General features: G+C 56.1%; 14 protein-coding genes. 11 read left to right on the forward strand and 3 right to left on the reverse strand.

The genetic code is table 11. From position 1 onward, the window contains the following. Positions 1–70: 70 nt before the first annotated feature. From SK3146_RS22905 to SK3146_RS22920, 4 genes are all read left to right on the forward strand, one after another. Positions 71–1,264, forward strand: a complete 1,194-nt coding sequence (locus SK3146_RS22905; RefSeq protein ID WP_249860953.1) for a glucose-1-phosphate adenylyltransferase — start codon at positions 71–73, stop codon at positions 1,262–1,264. Positions 1,265–1,442: 178 nt separating this feature from the next. Beyond that, positions 1,443–1,994 (forward strand): TetR/AcrR family transcriptional regulator, encoded by a 552-nt coding sequence (locus SK3146_RS22910; RefSeq protein WP_249860954.1) that lies wholly within the window; start codon positions 1,443–1,445, stop codon positions 1,992–1,994. 395 nt (positions 1,995–2,389) lie between these two features. After that, positions 2,390–2,812 carry a DUF1641 domain-containing protein gene (locus SK3146_RS22915; RefSeq protein WP_249860955.1) on the forward strand — a complete coding sequence of 141 codons (423 nt, stop codon included), beginning with the start codon at positions 2,390–2,392 and terminating at the stop codon, positions 2,810–2,812. 34 nt (positions 2,813–2,846) lie between these two features. After that, entirely contained in the window at positions 2,847–4,025 is a 1,179-nt protein-coding gene (locus SK3146_RS22920; protein WP_249860956.1) for an NAD(P)/FAD-dependent oxidoreductase, read from the forward strand. A gap of 84 nt (positions 4,026–4,109) precedes the next feature. Here the strand turns inward: SK3146_RS22920 and SK3146_RS22925 are convergent, their stop codons facing one another. After that, the gene (locus tag SK3146_RS22925; protein ID WP_249860957.1) at positions 4,110–4,496 is read right to left on the reverse strand and encodes a glyoxalase superfamily protein; all 387 of its coding nucleotides are present in this window, start codon (positions 4,494–4,496) and stop codon (positions 4,110–4,112) included. 208 nt (positions 4,497–4,704) lie between these two features. Here SK3146_RS22925 and SK3146_RS22930 point away from each other — a divergent pair, with 208 nt between their 5' ends. The 3 genes from SK3146_RS22930 (at position 4,705) to SK3146_RS22940 (ending at position 8,242) form a co-directional block, all read left to right on the forward strand. Then, positions 4,705–5,535, forward strand: a complete 831-nt coding sequence (locus SK3146_RS22930) for a GNAT family N-acetyltransferase (protein ID WP_249860958.1) — start codon at positions 4,705–4,707, stop codon at positions 5,533–5,535. 288 nt (positions 5,536–5,823) lie between these two features. Continuing rightward, a complete protein-coding gene (locus SK3146_RS22935) occupies positions 5,824–6,762 on the forward strand; it encodes an MraY family glycosyltransferase (protein WP_434006812.1) in 939 nt (312 codons plus the stop codon). 220 nt (positions 6,763–6,982) lie between these two features. Then, positions 6,983–8,242, forward strand: a complete 1,260-nt coding sequence (locus SK3146_RS22940) for a M16 family metallopeptidase (RefSeq protein ID WP_249860959.1) — start codon at positions 6,983–6,985, stop codon at positions 8,240–8,242. A gap of 236 nt (positions 8,243–8,478) precedes the next feature. On the opposite strand, the gene SK3146_RS22945 is transcribed toward SK3146_RS22940, so the two are convergent. Next, the gene (locus SK3146_RS22945) at positions 8,479–10,527 is read right to left on the reverse strand and encodes a peptidoglycan D,D-transpeptidase FtsI family protein (protein WP_249860960.1); all 2,049 of its coding nucleotides are present in this window, start codon (positions 10,525–10,527) and stop codon (positions 8,479–8,481) included. Positions 10,528–10,546: 19 nt separating this feature from the next. Beyond that, the gene (locus SK3146_RS35035) at positions 10,547–10,678 is read right to left on the reverse strand and encodes a hypothetical protein (protein ID WP_283942778.1); all 132 of its coding nucleotides are present in this window, start codon (positions 10,676–10,678) and stop codon (positions 10,547–10,549) included. A gap of 188 nt (positions 10,679–10,866) precedes the next feature. Between SK3146_RS35035 and SK3146_RS22950 the strand changes: the two genes are divergently transcribed. The 4 genes from SK3146_RS22950 (at position 10,867) to SK3146_RS22965 (ending at position 16,763) form a co-directional block, all read left to right on the forward strand. Further along, positions 10,867–11,409 carry a sigma-70 family RNA polymerase sigma factor gene (locus SK3146_RS22950; protein WP_249860961.1) on the forward strand — a complete coding sequence of 181 codons (543 nt, stop codon included), beginning with the start codon at positions 10,867–10,869 and terminating at the stop codon, positions 11,407–11,409. Beyond that, entirely contained in the window at positions 11,406–12,950 is a 1,545-nt protein-coding gene (locus SK3146_RS22955; protein ID WP_249860962.1) for an ABC transporter substrate-binding protein, read from the forward strand. Before SK3146_RS22950 ends, SK3146_RS22955 begins: the two co-directional genes overlap by 4 nt. A gap of 75 nt (positions 12,951–13,025) precedes the next feature. Then, complete coding sequence (locus tag SK3146_RS22960) at positions 13,026–14,438, forward strand: ABC transporter substrate-binding protein (protein ID WP_249860963.1); 1,413 nt, start codon at positions 13,026–13,028, stop codon at positions 14,436–14,438. A gap of 603 nt (positions 14,439–15,041) precedes the next feature. Continuing rightward, positions 15,042–16,763 carry a glutamine--tRNA ligase/YqeY domain fusion protein gene (locus SK3146_RS22965; protein WP_259618252.1) on the forward strand — a complete coding sequence of 574 codons (1,722 nt, stop codon included), beginning with the start codon at positions 15,042–15,044 and terminating at the stop codon, positions 16,761–16,763. The last annotated feature ends 5 nt before the right edge of the window (positions 16,764–16,768 follow it).

Here is a 16,768-nt window from a genome sequence, read left to right on the forward strand (position 1 = left end):
AAGGCCATACTAAGCAGGATGCCCTGGTTCGTGGCGATTTGTACTTTTGGAAAGGTTTGGTGATTACGGGATGAGACAGAAACAATGTGTCGCTATGCTCCTTGCCGGCGGTGAAGGACGCAGGCTGGGCGTATTGACGCAGACGAAGGCGAAACCGGCGGTTCATTTCGGAGGATCGGCCCGGATGATCGATTTCGCGCTGAGCAATTGCCGGCATTCCTTGCTGGATACGATCGGCGTCGTCACACAATATCGTCCTGAAGCGCTGCATCGTCATATCGGACTCGGTTCGGCATGGCTGGAGAAGCCGGAGCAGGGAGAGGTAGCCATTCTGTCTTCCGGCCAGCCGCATGTCGGCCATGCCGGTTATACGGGAACCGCCGATGCGGTTTACCGCAATTGGCCGTTTATTGTCAAGCATAGCCCCGACACGATTCTTGTACTATCCGGCGATCATATTTATCACATGGACTACCGTTCCATGCTGCAGCGTCATTGGGAAACCGGAGCGGAAGCTACGCTCGCGGTAACTCCGGTGCCGATGGAGGAGGCGGGTCGGTTCGGCATTATGAAAACCGATGCGGCCGGGAAGATTACGGAATTTAAGGAAAAACCGAAGATGCCTGCAAGCAATCTCGCTTCCATGGGAATTTATATGTTTAATACTTCTTTTCTGGAGCGCTATTTGGAGGAAGACGCTGTGAACGAAGCTTCAAGTCACGATTTCGGCAAAGATGTCATTCCGGCGATGCTGGCCGGTCAAGGAAAGCTTCATGCATATGAATTCGCAGGTTATTGGAAGGACGTAGGTACGATCGAAAGTCTCTGGGAAGCTCATATGGATCTGCTCGGCAGCAATCCGCGTTTCGCCTCCAGCCCTGCGGCAAGGCCGCTGTATAGCGGATATGGCCCGGAAGCATCGCGCTATATCGATACATCGGGGACGATCCGCAATTCGATCGTTTGCGCGGATTGCGCCGTTCACGGGCAAGTGGAGGGCTCCGTTATCTCGGCCGGGGTTACTGTAGGGCCGGACAGCCGCATTGTCGACAGTGTCATTATGCCGAACGCTCAAATCGGCAGCGGGGTTACCATCTGCAAGGCGATTATCGGCGAAGGCGCGGTTATTCGGGACGGCGCGGAGATAGGCTCGCCTGACGGCGCGGCCATTTCGGTCGTAGGAGACCGCGAATATGTCGGGCAGGACATGCCTTCCGCCGCTTATATGACGGCCGGCCAGTTCCAAGCCGAATTGATTTTGTGACGGCACGACGGCGCGGGAAAAACAGCTGTTAAAAGCGCCGTGAAAAAGCGGCCGGAAAGCCGGTGGGAGTTGAAGCCGCGTGGAAACTCCTATCGGCCCAGGCCTTGCAATACACAGAGAATTGTCGTAGAATGGTGACTAATCAGTCACTAACTACTGTAGGGAAGGAGGCCTGTTTATGGCCAAATCCGCCTCTGTGTCCAAACGCGACAGCTTGCAGGCCGCCCGCCGCGAAGAAATACTGGAAGCCGCGGTGCAGGTTTTTGCCGAGAACGGTTATTACGGCACTACGACAGCGCAAATCGCCGAGAAGGTGGGCATATCCCAGCCTTATGTGTTCAAGCTGTTCAAGAATAAAGAGGAGCTGTTCGTTGCAGCGCTGGAACGCGCCTTTCAGCGGACCTTGGACTGCTTCGCCCAAGTGGACGTTCCTGCGGATCGTCTTGTAGAAGAAATGATTTTGCGTTATGAGCAATTGATGGAAACGCATCGCCATGAGATGGTGCTGCAGGTTCAGGGCCAGGGCATTAAAGACGAACCGATCCGACTGGCGATGAGAGACGGGCTCAGCCGGGTGAGAGAACTGGTGCTTGAACGGTTTCGCGGGGCCAATATTAGCGATCCTGAAGCGGAAGTCAGCTTGTTTCTGGCCAACGGTATGCTCTGTCATGTGGCCGCGGTGCTAGATATGCCGGAGCTGAAGCCGGTGCATAGAAAAGACGGGAGCTGATCCCCGCAAAAGACGGATGAACGGATGACAAGGCGCATAAACGCCGGAATCTCACGGGTTTCCAAGATTTCCAGAGAATATCTTCAGGAACCGTATCCTCGACGGACAAAATGGAACGATTTGTTCTCAAAATGTTCACAATTGTCGAAAATTGCTTTTTTCTATTTGCTTCAGGAGGAGTATAATAGTAACTACATAGGATTCCGTTTGGCGCCTGTTCTATTCGCAAGGAATGAAATAGTTATGGGACTTTTTTTTCTCGCACTTGTGAAAAAAGTTACATTTGGGCTTAAATCCAACGATTCATAAATCTCCTTGGGACGGAAAAGCTATCTTTGAACAGGAATGCAGACACTGGCGGTTTTCTATCTCAAAGCAAAGGAGGACGTTTACTTATGTCAGAAACTACACAAACGATCCCACGGGAATCCATCGATGTACTGGATCAATTGATGAAACCCGAGGTACAACAATCGCTTACCGTTTTGGTGGAGAACCTGCCTAAGTTGGCTGAGCTGGTTACGATCCTGACGAAAACCTACGATGTCGTACAAAATGTGGTAACGGACCAAGTACTGATCGAGGACATCAAGGGCGGCATGGAAGAGTTCGTCAAGCCGATTCAAGAAGGCGCCAAAGGCATTGCATCTGCGGCTATTGAAGCTAACGACCGTGTGCAAACAGCCCAAACCGCTTCGATCGGCCTGTTCGGCATGTTAAGAATGCTGAAAGATCCGCAAGTACAAAAGGCGCTGCAGCTTTCCCAAGCTTTCCTTGACGTATTGGCGGAACGCCGCTCCCAAAAGGAACAGCACTAATTCATCGGATCGAACCTAAGAACGGAGGATAAGTATGTCGAAGCAAATATTAATTCTAGGCGGCGGTTACGGCGGTCTGTTGACTGCGCTGACAGCCCGTAAATACTTTACACCGGAGCAAGCCACAATTACCGTGGTCAACCGTTATCCTACTCACCAAATCATCACGGAGCTTCATAGATTGGCGGTAGGTGGCGTATCCGAGCATGCGGTGGCGCTTCCTCTTGAAAAGCTGCTTCGCGGCAAAAACGTGAACCTCGTTATCGATACGGTAGAAAACATCCGCGTCGAGGATAAAAACGTGCTGCTGAAAAGCGGCAAAACCTTCGAATACGATGCGCTCGTCGTCGCCCTCGGAAGCGAAACGGCGTTCTTCGGAATTCCCGGATTGCAGGAGCACAGCTTTATCCTTAAATCCGTGGCTGATGCCAATCGTCTGCGCGCTCATGTGGAAGAACGCATTGAAGAGTATGCCAGAACCAAGAACAAAGCCGATGCTACGATCGTTGTCGGCGGCGGCGGACTTACCGGAATCGAATTGGTCGGCGAATTTGCCGACATGCTTCCAGGCCTGTGCCGTAAAAAAGGGATCGATTTCAACGAAATTTCCCTTTACTGCGTAGAAGCCGGACCTTCCATTTTGGCAGGCTTTGCTCCTGAATTGGTAGAACGCGCGCAAACCAGCTTGGAAAAACGCGGCGTACAATTTTTGACCGGACTTGCGATTACGGAAATGACGGAAACGGCGGTATCCTTGAAGGACGGCCGTTCGATCGAAACGAATACGCTGGTTTGGACTGGCGGCGTGCAAGGGAACGCGGTTGTCGCCAACTGTGGCATCGAAGTGAACCGCGGACGCGCTACGGTAACTGAATTCCTGCAATCGACATCTCATCCGGATGTATTCATCGCAGGCGACAGCGCCGTCGTTATGGGCAACGAAGGCCGTCCATATCCTCCGACCGCTCAATTGGCATGGCAAATGGGCGAAACGATCGGTTATAATCTGTTCGCTTACTTCAATAACGGACCTAAGGAAGCATTCGTTCCGGTATTCTCGGGAACATTGGGAAGCCTTGGCCGCAAAGACGCTATCGGTACGATCGGCGCGAACCAAACCCGCCTGAAAGGTCTGCCTGCTTCGCTGATGAAGGAAGCGAGCAACATGCGTTACTTGTCGCATATTAACGGTCTTTTCACATTAGCTTATTAATTCAAAGCCAAAAGCCCTGTTTTCGGAATCGTTCCGGGAGCAGGGCTTTTTTTTGCATAGGAGCATGAAGCCTGTTCGGAGCTGTTATGCCGGAGGGGAAGGCTGGTAGAATATAATCCGGTTGCCGGACGGATCGGTAAGCTGTATTTCCTTAGTGCCCCAAGGGGTATTCTCCAGACCCGGTCTGGCGTACTTGTACTGCTGCGACAGCAGGCGGGAATGGAGGTCCGCCACGTTGTCGGTTTCGATTCGCAGGGCGGCGCCCGGCGAACAATCGCCGTAATGCTCGGACAGGTGGATGACGCATCCGCTGCGCGAGATCTGCATGTACAGCGGGAAATTCTCATCGAAGGTATGCTCCCAGTCGAGGGTAAAGCCCAGGAAATTCAAATAAAAGTCCTTGGTCTGACCGACATCGAACATGCGGATGATCGGCACGGGCGGGTTGAAGCGAAGCTCGGGCGTGTCCATAAACGCAGTCCTCCTCTAATGGAAAGGTTTGTAACGGATGAAAGGTTGTAACGGCCGTACAATCGTCATAAAAGTGAAGCTGGGATTAGAATACAGGATTTGGGAAAGGAACACAACGACTGCCGGTAAATAAGCGTGGACAGTTTCAAATAATAATGTATAATAATTCATTAAAATAAATAATTATTCACGGAAAGGATGATAGTGCATGGAAACGACGATCCGCCCTATGAGTCCCGGCGATCTGGAAGCGGTAGTGCGGCTTCAGCCCGAAGGATGGGGCGATCTCCGGCCTCCGCTTGCGTTCTATTTGCAGTTTGCGAGCTGCGAGACGATTGTGGCTGAGCACAAGGGTCAAGTGATCGGCGTAGCCAATGGGACGCAGTTCGGTCCGACGGCCTGGATCGGTCCTATCATTGTTGATGCCGCCTTCCGCGGGCAAGGGGCGGGCAAGCTGCTGACCAAAGGCATCGTAAGCATCATGCAGGGGAAGGGCTGCCGTACCTTGCAGCTTATCGCGACGGACCTCGGCAGGCCGGTCTATGAGAAGCTGGGCTTTGCGGCGGACGGGGAGTACTGCTTTATGCGCAAAAGCGACGAAAGCATCGTCAAGCCGTTCCCCGAGCCGGTGCCGATGCGGCTGATGACCGGGCGCGATCTGCCGCAGGCGGGGCTGCTCGACCGCCGGGCGACGGGAGAGGATCGCTCGGCGCTGATCGGCGTCCTTTGGCCGAACGGCGGCTGGGTCGTGCCGCACGCGGACGGCTCCGGGCTGCGCGCGTTTCAGCTTAATCTGCCCTGGGCCGCAGGCACGATCATAGCGGAGGACGCCGAAGCGGGCTGTGCGCTGCTGCATCGATGGATCGATGCGGACGGGAAGCGTTCGCTTGCCGTCCTGGGCGGCAACCGCGCCGCCGTAGCGTATGCCGAAGGAGAAGGATTTACGGTCGTCAAGCGCGCCGTCCGAATGAGGCTCGGCGAGCCGCTGCCTTGGCGTCCGGAGATGGTCTTCTCCCGGCTTAGCGGATCAGTGGGATAATTGCGGCGGACCGGCCAATGTTGCGGTGACTTTTGTAATGCTCCGTCGCTTGCTCTCTTGGTACCGCCAGCGGTTCTGAGTGAAGACGGGGTAAGCTTGCAGCAAGGAGAATGGGGAGCGAAGCTCATACTCGTTCTATCATCCGATTATCATGGGGCTATCATTCGACGGCATGTCCACCTGGCCTTTTGCTGTGTTATAATGGAAATTGTCGTATAGTTTCCTTACATAGTCCGTCCGGTCGACAATTTCAGGGGAGGGATCGTTATACTGTATTTTACCGCTGGATTGATTTCGTTTTTAATCGTATTAGGGCTTATTCCTCCGCTGCGGAAGCTGGCTTATAAAATCGATTTTGTGGACAAGCCGCGGCCCGACAGCGAGAGAAAGATTCATCGGGAACCGATTCCGCTAACGGCGGGAATCGCGATTTTTGCCGGTTTCGTCATTACATATTTTATTTTCATACGGGATAATTTCAGTCAATCGCTGGCGATTATGGCCGGGGGACTGCTCGTGCTGTCGATCGGGATCGTCGACGATTGGTACAAAACGCACGGCAAGGAGCTGCCCGCTCTGCCCAAGCTGGTCGTTCAGCTGCTGGCCGCCGTCATCGTATACCAATCGGGCATCGTCTTTCACGGCTTCACGAATCCGTTCACCGGGGAAGAGATTTTGCTGTGGACCTGGGCTCAGTTTCTCCTGACGGTGACCTGGATCTTCGGAGTGACGACCGTCATCAATTTCTCCGACGGGATGGACGGTCTGGCGGGCAGCTTGTCGACCATTTCCGCGGTTACTCTGTTCATTGTCGCTTTGGCCAAAGGCCAGCCGGATTCGGCGATGATGGCTATTTTGCTGGTCGGCGTAGGTCTCGGTTATTTGAAATATAACAAGCCTCCGGCCAAAGTATTTATGGGCGACGCAGGCGCTTCGTTCATCGGCTTTATGCTTGCGGTCATTGCGTTGAACGGCGCTTTCAAGCAGGCGACGGTATTGTCGTTATTCATCCCGATTCTCGCTCTGGGCGTGCCGATCTTCGACAATTTGTTCGTCGTCGTCAAGCGGTTCCTTAACGGCAAGCCGATTTATCAGGCCGACGCGACGCAAGCGCATTACCGCCTGCTCGCCAGCGGCTTGAATACGAAGCAGGCGCTCATGGTGCTATGCTTGATCAACGTATGCTTCAGCTTGACTTCGATCATTATTTTAATGCTTCACGTATAACGTCAAACGACCGTCTGGTTCGGGAGCGTCCCGGCCAGGCGGTTTCTTTGCTTACAAACGGCCGGCAGCTGCCGGGAGACGTATCGTCATCCGCCGCCGGCGATTTACGAGAGTCTGTATGACGGGTTCATCGGACAGATCCTAAAACAGTGTAAAGGGCATATCTATATAGTAATAAACTAAGAGGACTCAAGTTCAGCCCGGGAGGGAGAGGTCGGCAATGCAAACGACGACGCTGCACAACGGATTAACGGTCATCACAAGCCATAACGAGCAGGCGGTATCTACGCTGCTGTGTTACTGGGTTAAGGCGGGAGGGCATCATGAGCATGATTATCCTTACGGAATCGCCCATTTTCTGGAGCATATGATGTTCAAGGGAACGGCAGTCCGTACCAAGGAGCAAATCTCCCATGATATCGAATATTACGGAGGGAGGCTGAATGCGGCCACCGGCGTGGACCGGACGCGGTATTACGCCTATACGCCCTACGACCGGTGGAAGCAGGGCGTATCTCTGCTCACGGATATCGTGTTTCATTCGACGTTTCCGGAGCATGAGCTGCAGATGGAGAAGAAAGTCGTGCTGGAGGAGATCAAGCGATCGCAGGATCATCCCCGCGAATACGGCAGCCGCACGCTGCTGCGACTGCTGAGGGGAATGCATCCCGAACGCGCCGGCAATCTCGGCACGGAGTCGACGGTAAGCTCGATAAGCCGGGAAGATCTAGTGCGGTTTCATTCGCAGTTCTATAGGCCGGGCAATATCGTGCTGGTAGCGACGGGGCATATTCCGCATGAAGAGCTGGTTCGGCATGTAAGCGCTCTGGACATTCCCGCCGCGGAACCGGCTTCCGTCCGGCTGGACCCGCTGACCCGGTATCAGCTCGGCGGCCGCGTCGTTCATGAAGCGAGGGACATCCGGCAAGCGCAGCTGCATTGGGGGATGTACGGGCCGGATGCGTACAATGACGATAAGTACGCCGGATTTGTCGCCATGCACCTGCTCGGCGGCGGGCAGGGCTCCAGACTGTGGCGGCGCATCCGCGGAGAGATGGGGCTCGCTTACGAAGTGCGGGCCGGGCTTAGCCCTATGGTCAGCGAGGGTTTCATTACCGGCTATGTCGCGACCGATCCGCTGCGGCTGGAAGAAGCGAAAGCGGTTATACTGGAAGAGCTCGGCCGCATGCGGCAGGAGCGCATATCCGATGAAGAGCTGCAGCGGGCGCAAAATGCCATCGTCGGTCGCCACATGATCGCGCAAGACCAGGCGGAGTCGGTCAATGCCAGGCTCGCATCGCAGCAATTGTACGGACTCAATACGGACCCTTATCATTTCGCCGGGCGGATGAGAGCCGTGAGCGCCGACGCTGTGGCGGCATTCGCCCAAACCTATCTGCAGCAGGATCACATGCTGTTCGTGCAGGTTGGGCGCGCCGAGCAAACGCAAGAGGCGAACGCCGCCGAACCGGCGGTGTAAACTCTGTATGCGTGAAAGTGCGCTCGCTTTGCGGAGGGCTTCGAGCCGTTCATAGTACGGCGGCAGTGCCGCTTGGCGCCCTCACGGGTCTCGTTTCGTTCTATCCGGTTCATCGGACACATGCTTGGATGCCCGGTGAACACGAGTAAAGCCTCCCTCGCTTGGGTTACAGCGAGGGAGGCTTCTCTATCGTTCTGGGGCGATTCATGCGCTTGCCGCGCGCACCCGCCCGGGACTCACGGCTGCTTGGCGCCGGTAGGCTCTTTGCCGCTCAGTCCGCCGATGTATTGATCGTAGGCTTCGTATACTTTGGCAGCGATCGGAGCTGCGCCGTAGCGCCCGAATTCCCCTTCGGGAACGACGACGGCGACCGCCAGCACCGGGTCGTCGGCCGGAGCGAAGGAGATGAGCACCGCGTTATCGACGGTGCCGCCCGGCACTTCCTGGGTCGACGTCCCGGTTTTGCGGGCTACCGGATAGGGCAAATCCTCGATGCCCATCGCTCCGCTCTTCATTCCTTTAATGACCGTATCCCAATAGTTTTTCGGATAATTCACTTCATTCAGCACGACGGGCTCGAAGCCTTTGACCAGCTCGCCGCTTGCGGTCGTAATCTTGTCTACGAACTGCGGCTGCATCCGCTTGCCCCGGCTCGCCAGCGTAGCGGCGTACTGCGCCAGCTGCAGCGTCGTGTACTTCTCGTTCTGTCCCCAAGAGGCGTATACCATGGCGGATTGCATGCTGCTCGTCTTGGCGTTTTGGAAAAATTCATTCGACCCGGGGTACTCATTGGGCAGATTGCTGCCGGTCTTGACGCCCAATCCGAACTGGGCGAGGTGATCCGCCCATACATCCAGCACTTTCGACTTTTCGCCTCCGTATTTGTTGTACAGCGGAATGCCGACCATCGCCGACATGAACGTATTGGAAGAATTGATAATAGCCGTGGTCGGATTAAGCAAGCCGTAGGGATGTCTGTCCGAGTTGCTGATCATGGCCTTGTTCCCCGTACCGAAGGAGAAGGAGCCCGTATCGTTATAGGTGGTGCTTGGAGTGATGACGCCTTCGTCCAGGCCGACCAGAATCGTCAGCGGCTTCACGACCGATCCCATGTAAACGAGAGAGGACGGATGCTTGCTGCGTTCTTTGGCCGGATAATCGGGGTAAGACGTCGTAATCGTGCCGTTGTTGACGAACGGCATAATCTCGTTATATTTCTCCGTGCTCATGCCGCCGGTCCACAGGTTCGTATCGTAATCCGGCATGCTCGCCATGGCGACGACCTTGCCCGTCTTCACCTCCATAGCTACCGCATAGCCGGAGCGCGCATTCGGCGCATAGGCGAACTGGCCGGCGAGCGAACGGTTGTGCAAATAGCTCAAATGATCGACGATCGCCTGCTCGGTAGCGAGCTGCACGTCTTTATCGATCGTCAAATACAGATTATGGCCTTTCTCCGGGGGGACGAGCGTTGCGGGTCCGACAATCTTCTGCACCGCGTTGACCGGATAGCTCTTGATGCCTTTCTTGCCGCGAAGCTCCTCCTGGTACATCAATTCGAGACCGTCGAAGCCGACATCCTCGACGTCCAGGTATTCGTCCGTTTTGCTGCGGTAATAAGCCAGGCCGGATTCCGGGTTGCGCGCCGCGCTGAACCGCTTCATATAACCGACAAGCTGAGCGGCGATCGTCTGATTGTCGTACATTCGGATGCTGTCCTCGAAAATTTCGATTCCCTTCATCACGTCGCGATGCTCCATCAAATAGGCGATTTCCTTAGTCGACAAATCCGTCTTGATTCTTCTCGGTACGGAGTAATAGCTCGGCTCCTTCGTGCTGTTTTTGTCCAGATCGAAGCCGACGTCCATTCGCTTGAGAATTTCCGCAGCCGACAGCGGGGCGGCCTCAGGCTTGCCGTAATCGGCGAACACTTTCTCCAGCTCTTTGGCCAGCTCGATGATCTCATCCCTGTTGGTGGCTCGGCCTTCCACGCGGTAGTACAGCGACTGCATCGAACGGGACTGAGCGATGGCATAACCGGTGCGGTCGTAGATCGTTCCGCGGATCGGCGCGATGGGGCTTTCGCTGTTGGAAATCATATTCTCGACTTCCTTGAAATATTTGCCCTCGACAAACTGGAGGATGGCCAACCTGATGATCAGAACGCTGAACAACACGAACGTGACAAAAAAGAATAAATTCAATCGGACCGAGAAATGCTTCCGCTTCCGGATTTCCTGCTTTTCCGCCTGATCTTCGGTATGCCGAAAAATGCCGCTTCCCACTTCTTTTTCACTCCTTGCTTTAATCCGTAATCTGGGCCGCCCCTATGATGAGCAACCACAGTATAACGCCAGCCAAAAAGCCCGCCGTCGCGAAGACGGCAGCCTGTCTCCAATGCCTTTGCCGTCTTACGCGGCCGTCCGTAGATAGCATTCTCACCGACTCTCCTTATCTCTCCATAGTTTACCATGGGAGCCGCGAATGCAGGAAAATAATTTTATAATTAAGACGCTTCAAGCGGGAGGAAGGTTACCCTTCGGCGGAGGCTAGTCACAAAAAATTCCCACAAAAGGGAACCATTTTGCCGGTGTATCGTCCAATTGGTTGTGAGGTGAACAGGGGTGGCTTTTGAATATTTGAAATCGATCTCCGGCGGGATGGATAAAAATGCCGTACTGGAAGAGCTGATGCATGTTTACGGCGACGACGTGTGGCATTACGCGTTTTTCTTAACCCGGAGAAAAGAGCTTGCCGACGACATTGCGCAGGAAGTGTTCGTGAAAGTATACGAAAGATTGTATTCGTTCCGGGGAGAGGCGACGGTTAAAACCTGGCTGCTCGCAATCACCCGCAATCTGGTGAAGGATCATTGGAGATCCGCATGGATGCGCAGGGTCATTCCGTTCGGGCTGCGGCGGCGGGCGGACGGCGGCCCGTCGGCGGAAGCGGAGGCGATGGGAAGGTTCGTTGCCGAGGAAGTATGGCGGATCGTGCTCGAGCTTCCCCGCAAGCTGCGCGAGGTGCTGCTGCTGCATGCGCATCATCAATTGACGCACACGGAAATTGCCCGGCTGCTCTCATTGTCCGAAGGGACGGTCAAGTCCAGATTGCACCGGGCGAGAGCCAAAGTAACCCAGCGGTTGAACGAGGAGGGAGCGCAATGAAGCGGAACGGTCCGGAGCAGTGGGAGAAGCGGCTGGCGGAGCCGCCGGTAATGCGGGGGGAAGCGGGCTTTACGGAGCAGTTAAGGCGAAAAGTAAGGGAGCGTGTAGAGGTGGAGCAACGTCCTAGAAAGGCAGGCTGGGTCAAATGGAGTCCGGTATTGCTTATGTGCGTGCTGTCTGTGTTTGCTTTGACGAAGCAGGAGCAGCTTGAAGGAATGATTCGGCAGCTGTCGAAGCCGGCGAACCCGGCAGTGCTGGAGCCGATGGACGCAGAGGAGGAGACGACGCTGAAGGTCGCTTATTTTCACGAAGCTACGTTTATGGCGGATTACGGCAAGGCGTTCACGATCCGCTATCCGAATGTGGATGTGCAGGTGATCCCGTCGGGCGAAGTCGGCTGGAATACGGGCGATGCGCAGGCGTTGGCCGAGCTGATCGACAAGGAGAATCCCGATGTGCTGTATATGTCTCCGCAAATGTACGCCGAGCTGGCCAAGGAGGGGCGGCTGTATCCGCTCGATGAGGTGATGAGGCAGGACCGCTACGATCTGCAGGCCGTGTACGGCGGGGTTACCGATGAGCTGCGCAGGCTTGGGGGCGGCAAGCTGTACGGCGTATCGCCGATCTATGAGATGGAAGCTCTGTATTATAACAAAGACGTGTTCGACCGCTACGGCGTTCCTTATCCGAAGAGCGGGATGAGCTGGGAGGAGGTGCTGCAGCTGGCGGCGCGGTTTCCGGCGAACGGAAAGGGCGAGGAGCGAATGTACGGGCTGGCGCCTTCCTACTATGACGACGCTTCCGCTTTGGCTGCGCGAATCGGCAAGACGCAAGGGCTCAGCCTGATCGATGCCGAGGGCAAGCAGGCGACCGTGCATACCGAAGGCTGGAACAAAGCGTGGGAGCTCGCCTTGGACGGCTACCGGAAGGGCTACGTATTCCGGCCTGAGCCGCGCCCGGAGGGCAACATACTGATGCAGGATATGCTGAAGACCAACCCGTTCGTAACGGGGCATGCGGCGATGGCCTTATCGGGATTTTCGATGAGCGGCAATTTGAAGATGGCGCAGAACCAGTACAAGATGTCGCCGTTCACTTGGGATATCGTCAGTGAACCGGTCGATCCGGCCCGGCCGGACGAGTCCGCTTCCTTCACGCTCGGACCGGTATTCGCCATCAACGCCAAATCGGATAAGCTCAGGACGAGCTGGGAGATGCTCAAGCTGATCGACAGCGAGGAAATAGCCAAAAAGCAGAACCTCTCCTCCTTCGGAGGAAGCCTGAACGTGCGGCTGCAGACCGTAAAGCCCGACGACGCGCATAATTACGCGCCTTTCTATACGATGAAACCGGCCAAGACAGCGGATATACCGCTCCATCCGCGGGTGCTGCGCAAATTCAACGAAGCCTTCGCTCCGCTCGCCGCCCAGCAGGCGAAAACGATTCTGGAAGGGCGGGCGAAGCTGGACGATGCGCTCAGGCAGCTGCAGGACGATGCGCAGCAGGCGCTGTTCGGCGCAATGCTGGACAGCCGCAATTGACTCGCGCAAAGATTGCGCGGGTTGGACAGGAAATAAGGGGGCCGAGAGGTATGAGTGGCCAAGGAGGAGACAGGCATGAATATAGAGAGTATGGAACGGACGGCGGGCCGGTGGCGGCAAGCAGGCATGCTGACGTTCGGCATGGCGATGGCCGGAGCGCTGCTGCTTGGCGGCTGCGAGAAGCGGGAGGAGACGGCCGCAGCGGGCGCCAAGGGCGTTATCCGGATTGCCATCGCAAACGAGGATACGTTTCGCATGGACTACGCCGATTATTTTGCCGCTAAATTTCCCGATCTGGATGTGGAGATTATCCCGACGTTAGGGCTGTACGATCAGGGAGGCGATCCCGTCAAGAAATATATGGACATCATTGACGAGAAGAAGCCCGATCTTTTGTTCACCGACACGTGGAGCTACGGAAAGCTGGCGGCAAGCGGCAGATTGTACGATTTGTCGCCTTTGATCGCCAAGGATAAGTTCGACCTGGACAATCTGCTGCCGGCCGCCGTCGATTATTTGCAGATCAAAGGGCAGGGGAAGCTGTACGGGCTGGCGCCGAAGTTTTCCTCCTCGGTCTTGTTCTACAACAAGGACTTGTTCGACCGGTATCGCATTCCTTATCCGGCGGCGGCGATGACCTGGGAGGATATGCTGCGGCTGGCGCAGCGCTTTCCCGCGGAAGGGGGCAAGGAGGAGCGGGTGTACGGGTTTCATATGGGCTACATGCAGTCTCCGCTCGACTTGATCCAATACATCGGACAGGCCGAAGGACTGGCGCATTTCGACGCCTCCGGCCGCAAGCTGATCGCCGATACGGACGGTTGGCGGCGGATTTACCGGCTCGTGCTGGACGGCTACAAGAGCGGGGCGCTGCAGTGGGACTATTCGCCGCCGGACAAGCAGCGCTTCGATAAGGAGGATGTGGAGCGCGAGGAGCTGTTCGGGGCGGGCAGGGCGGCCATGACGATATCCACCGCCGGGCAGGTTCGCAGCCTCCGGCAGCGGGAGGCTGCGTTTGCCTGGGATATGACGCCGGTGCCTTCCGCCGATCCGGCGCATCGGCAAAACCCGGATTTTTACGTATATCCGATCTTCAGCATCGGCTCCCGGGCGGAGAACGTAACGAACGCATGGGAAGTGATCAAATATTTCAACGGCGCCGAGGCGGCGAAAATCGAGATGAAGACGGAGCTGGAGCTGCCGGTGCGCCAGGCGTTCGCCAAGGAGATCGACGGCCACAGTCTGGAGCCGTTTTACCGGGTGAAGTATGAGGAGGCGGATAATTCGGATAACTATGCGGCGGTTCCTATGGAGTTCGGACAGACGTACCGCGAGCTGTCGCTAAAGCTGATGGACGCCATGCTGCAGGGCGGTCTCTCCGTAGAGGAAGGCCTGCGCCTGCAGCAGGAGCAGGGGCAGCGGGCGCTGGACGAGGCGCAAGCGGCCGCGAGGGCCAAAGCAGGCGAAGCCGGAGCCGAGGGGAGCTAAGGGCGGCTTCCATAAAAAAATAACCGGAGCGTAAGGAGACGCGGGGCGGGACTGCCCCGCCATCCGCAGCTGCCGGGACTCGATCTGCTCGGCAAGCGCCGGCGTGTCGGAACCTTCTGCGTGTTCCATGCCACAGGCGCCGGCTTTTTATGACAAAAGCGGCTCGAGGCTTTGGAAAGTTCTTTACATTTGACATTACGCGGATGTTAGTGTACATTTTTCTCAATATTTCCAAATCAACCGGCAATGAAGAGAAGAGTAAATAAATGGCGCTTGAATAGAGAGCCCCGGCAGCTGAAAAGGGGTCAGGCCGCTTTTATCGAACCAAGCCTCTGAGCCTCATACCGATCCTGGCGCCTGCGGCGCGAGGGGAGACTATGACAGGAGCTCCTGTTACAGAGCTAAGGTATCGCCCGTCCTTGCGGCCGGCCGTACCTGACAAGGCCGGCATGGCGACATGCCGATGAACTGGGGTGGCACCGCGAAGCATACTCTCGCCCCCAAGACTTCGATGTCTTGGGGGTGGGAGTTTTTTTGTTGTTTAGATCATGAAAAATGGAGGTGCCGCCAATGATGAACGACGGCTTGAACCAAGAAACACGCATGGCGCCGGACGCCGCAGCCGCACCGCATGTGACGGAACGCGTTCCTCGGCATTTCATAGAGGCGATGATTTTGGAGGATATCCGGCAAGGGGAGGACAGCGCCAAGGTATGCACTCGCTTTCCGCCGGAGCCGAACGGGTATCTTCATATCGGGAGCGCCTATGCGATTCATATTAATTATTCGATGGCGCGCGATTTCGATGGCGAGTTCCATCTGCGCTTCGACGATACGAACCCTCTCAAGGAAGATATCGAGTATGTCGATGCAATCGTGGAAGATATGAAATGGCTCGGGTTCGATCCCGGCGGCCATATTTATTACGGATCGGATTATTCCGATACGATTTATGCTTATGCCGTGCGGCTTATCGAAAGCGGCGACGCCTACGTGTGCGACTTGAACGCCGACGAGATTCGTGAATATCGGGGCACGCTGACCGAACCGGGAAGGGAGAGCCCTTACCGGGGCCGCAGCATCGAGGAGAATCTCGACTTGTTCCGGAGAATGAAAGCCGGGGAATTTCCGACCGGGTCCCGGGTGCTGCGGGCCAAAATCGATATGGCTTCGCCCAATATGAATATGCGCGACCCTGTGCTCTACCGTATTGTGCATGCGCGGCATTACCGGACTCAAGACCGCTGGTGTTTGTACCCGATGTATGATTTCGCCCATCCGCTGCAGGATGCGATCGAAGGCATTACTCATTCGCTCTGTTCGATCGAGTTCAAAGATCATCGCCCTTTATACGAGTGGTTTCTGGAAAAGCTTGCGATCCGTCCTGCGCCCAAACAAAGAGAATTCGGCAGGCTGAACCTTAAGGGTGCCGTTACGAGCAAAAGATACTTGCGGGAGCTGGTCGGCAGGGGATATGTGGACGGATGGGACGATCCCCGTCTCGTCACGATTCGCGGCATGCGCAGGCGAGGGTTCACGCCGGGCAGTATTCACCGCTTCTTGGAAGAAATCGGCGTGGCCAAAGCGGCGGCGACCGTCGATGTCTCCCTGCTGGAGCATATCGTTCGGGATGAGCTCCAATCGGCCGTACCCTGCGTCATGGCTGTGCTGCGGCCGCTTAAGGTCGTCATCACGAACTATCCCGAAGGGTGGAGCGAGTCACTGCCGCTGCCGTGCAATCCGAATCATCCCGGGCTCGGCGAGCGGATGCTGATTTTTTCGCGGGTCGTCTATATCGAGCGGGACGATTTCATGGAGCAGCCTGCCGCGGGGTTCCATAAGCTGTCGCCGGGCAAGGAGGTGCGGCTCAAGGGCGCCTACTTCCTGCGGTGCGAAGAGGCGGTGAAGGACCCGCAAACCGGCGAGGTCGTCGAACTGCGCTGCACGTACGATCCGCTGACCAAGAGCGGCACAGGCTTTACGGGCCGGAAAGTGAAAGGCACGATTCATTGGGTATCGGCCGAGCATGCCGTCCGGGCAGAGGTTCGCTTGTACGACAAGCTGCTGCTTGAGGACGATGCGGCTGCAGGCGAAGACGACGAAGACGGCGAAACGGCGTGGCTGAACAGACTGAATCCCGATTCGCTCATCGAGCTAAGCGATTGTATGGTGGAGCCGTATTTGTCCGGCGCGGAGCCGGGGAGTCGGTATCAATTCATGCGGCACGGCTATTTCAGCGTAGATACGAAGCTTTCTTCGGCGGAACGGCCGGTGTTTAATCGGATCGTTCCGCTGAAAGATCCTTGGAAGGGCAAGCAAGGCTGAGCCGG

This window comes from Paenibacillus konkukensis (genome assembly GCF_023523925.1).
In the GTDB taxonomy this organism is placed as follows: domain Bacteria; phylum Bacillota; class Bacilli; order Paenibacillales; family NBRC-103111; genus Paenibacillus_S; species Paenibacillus_S doosanensis.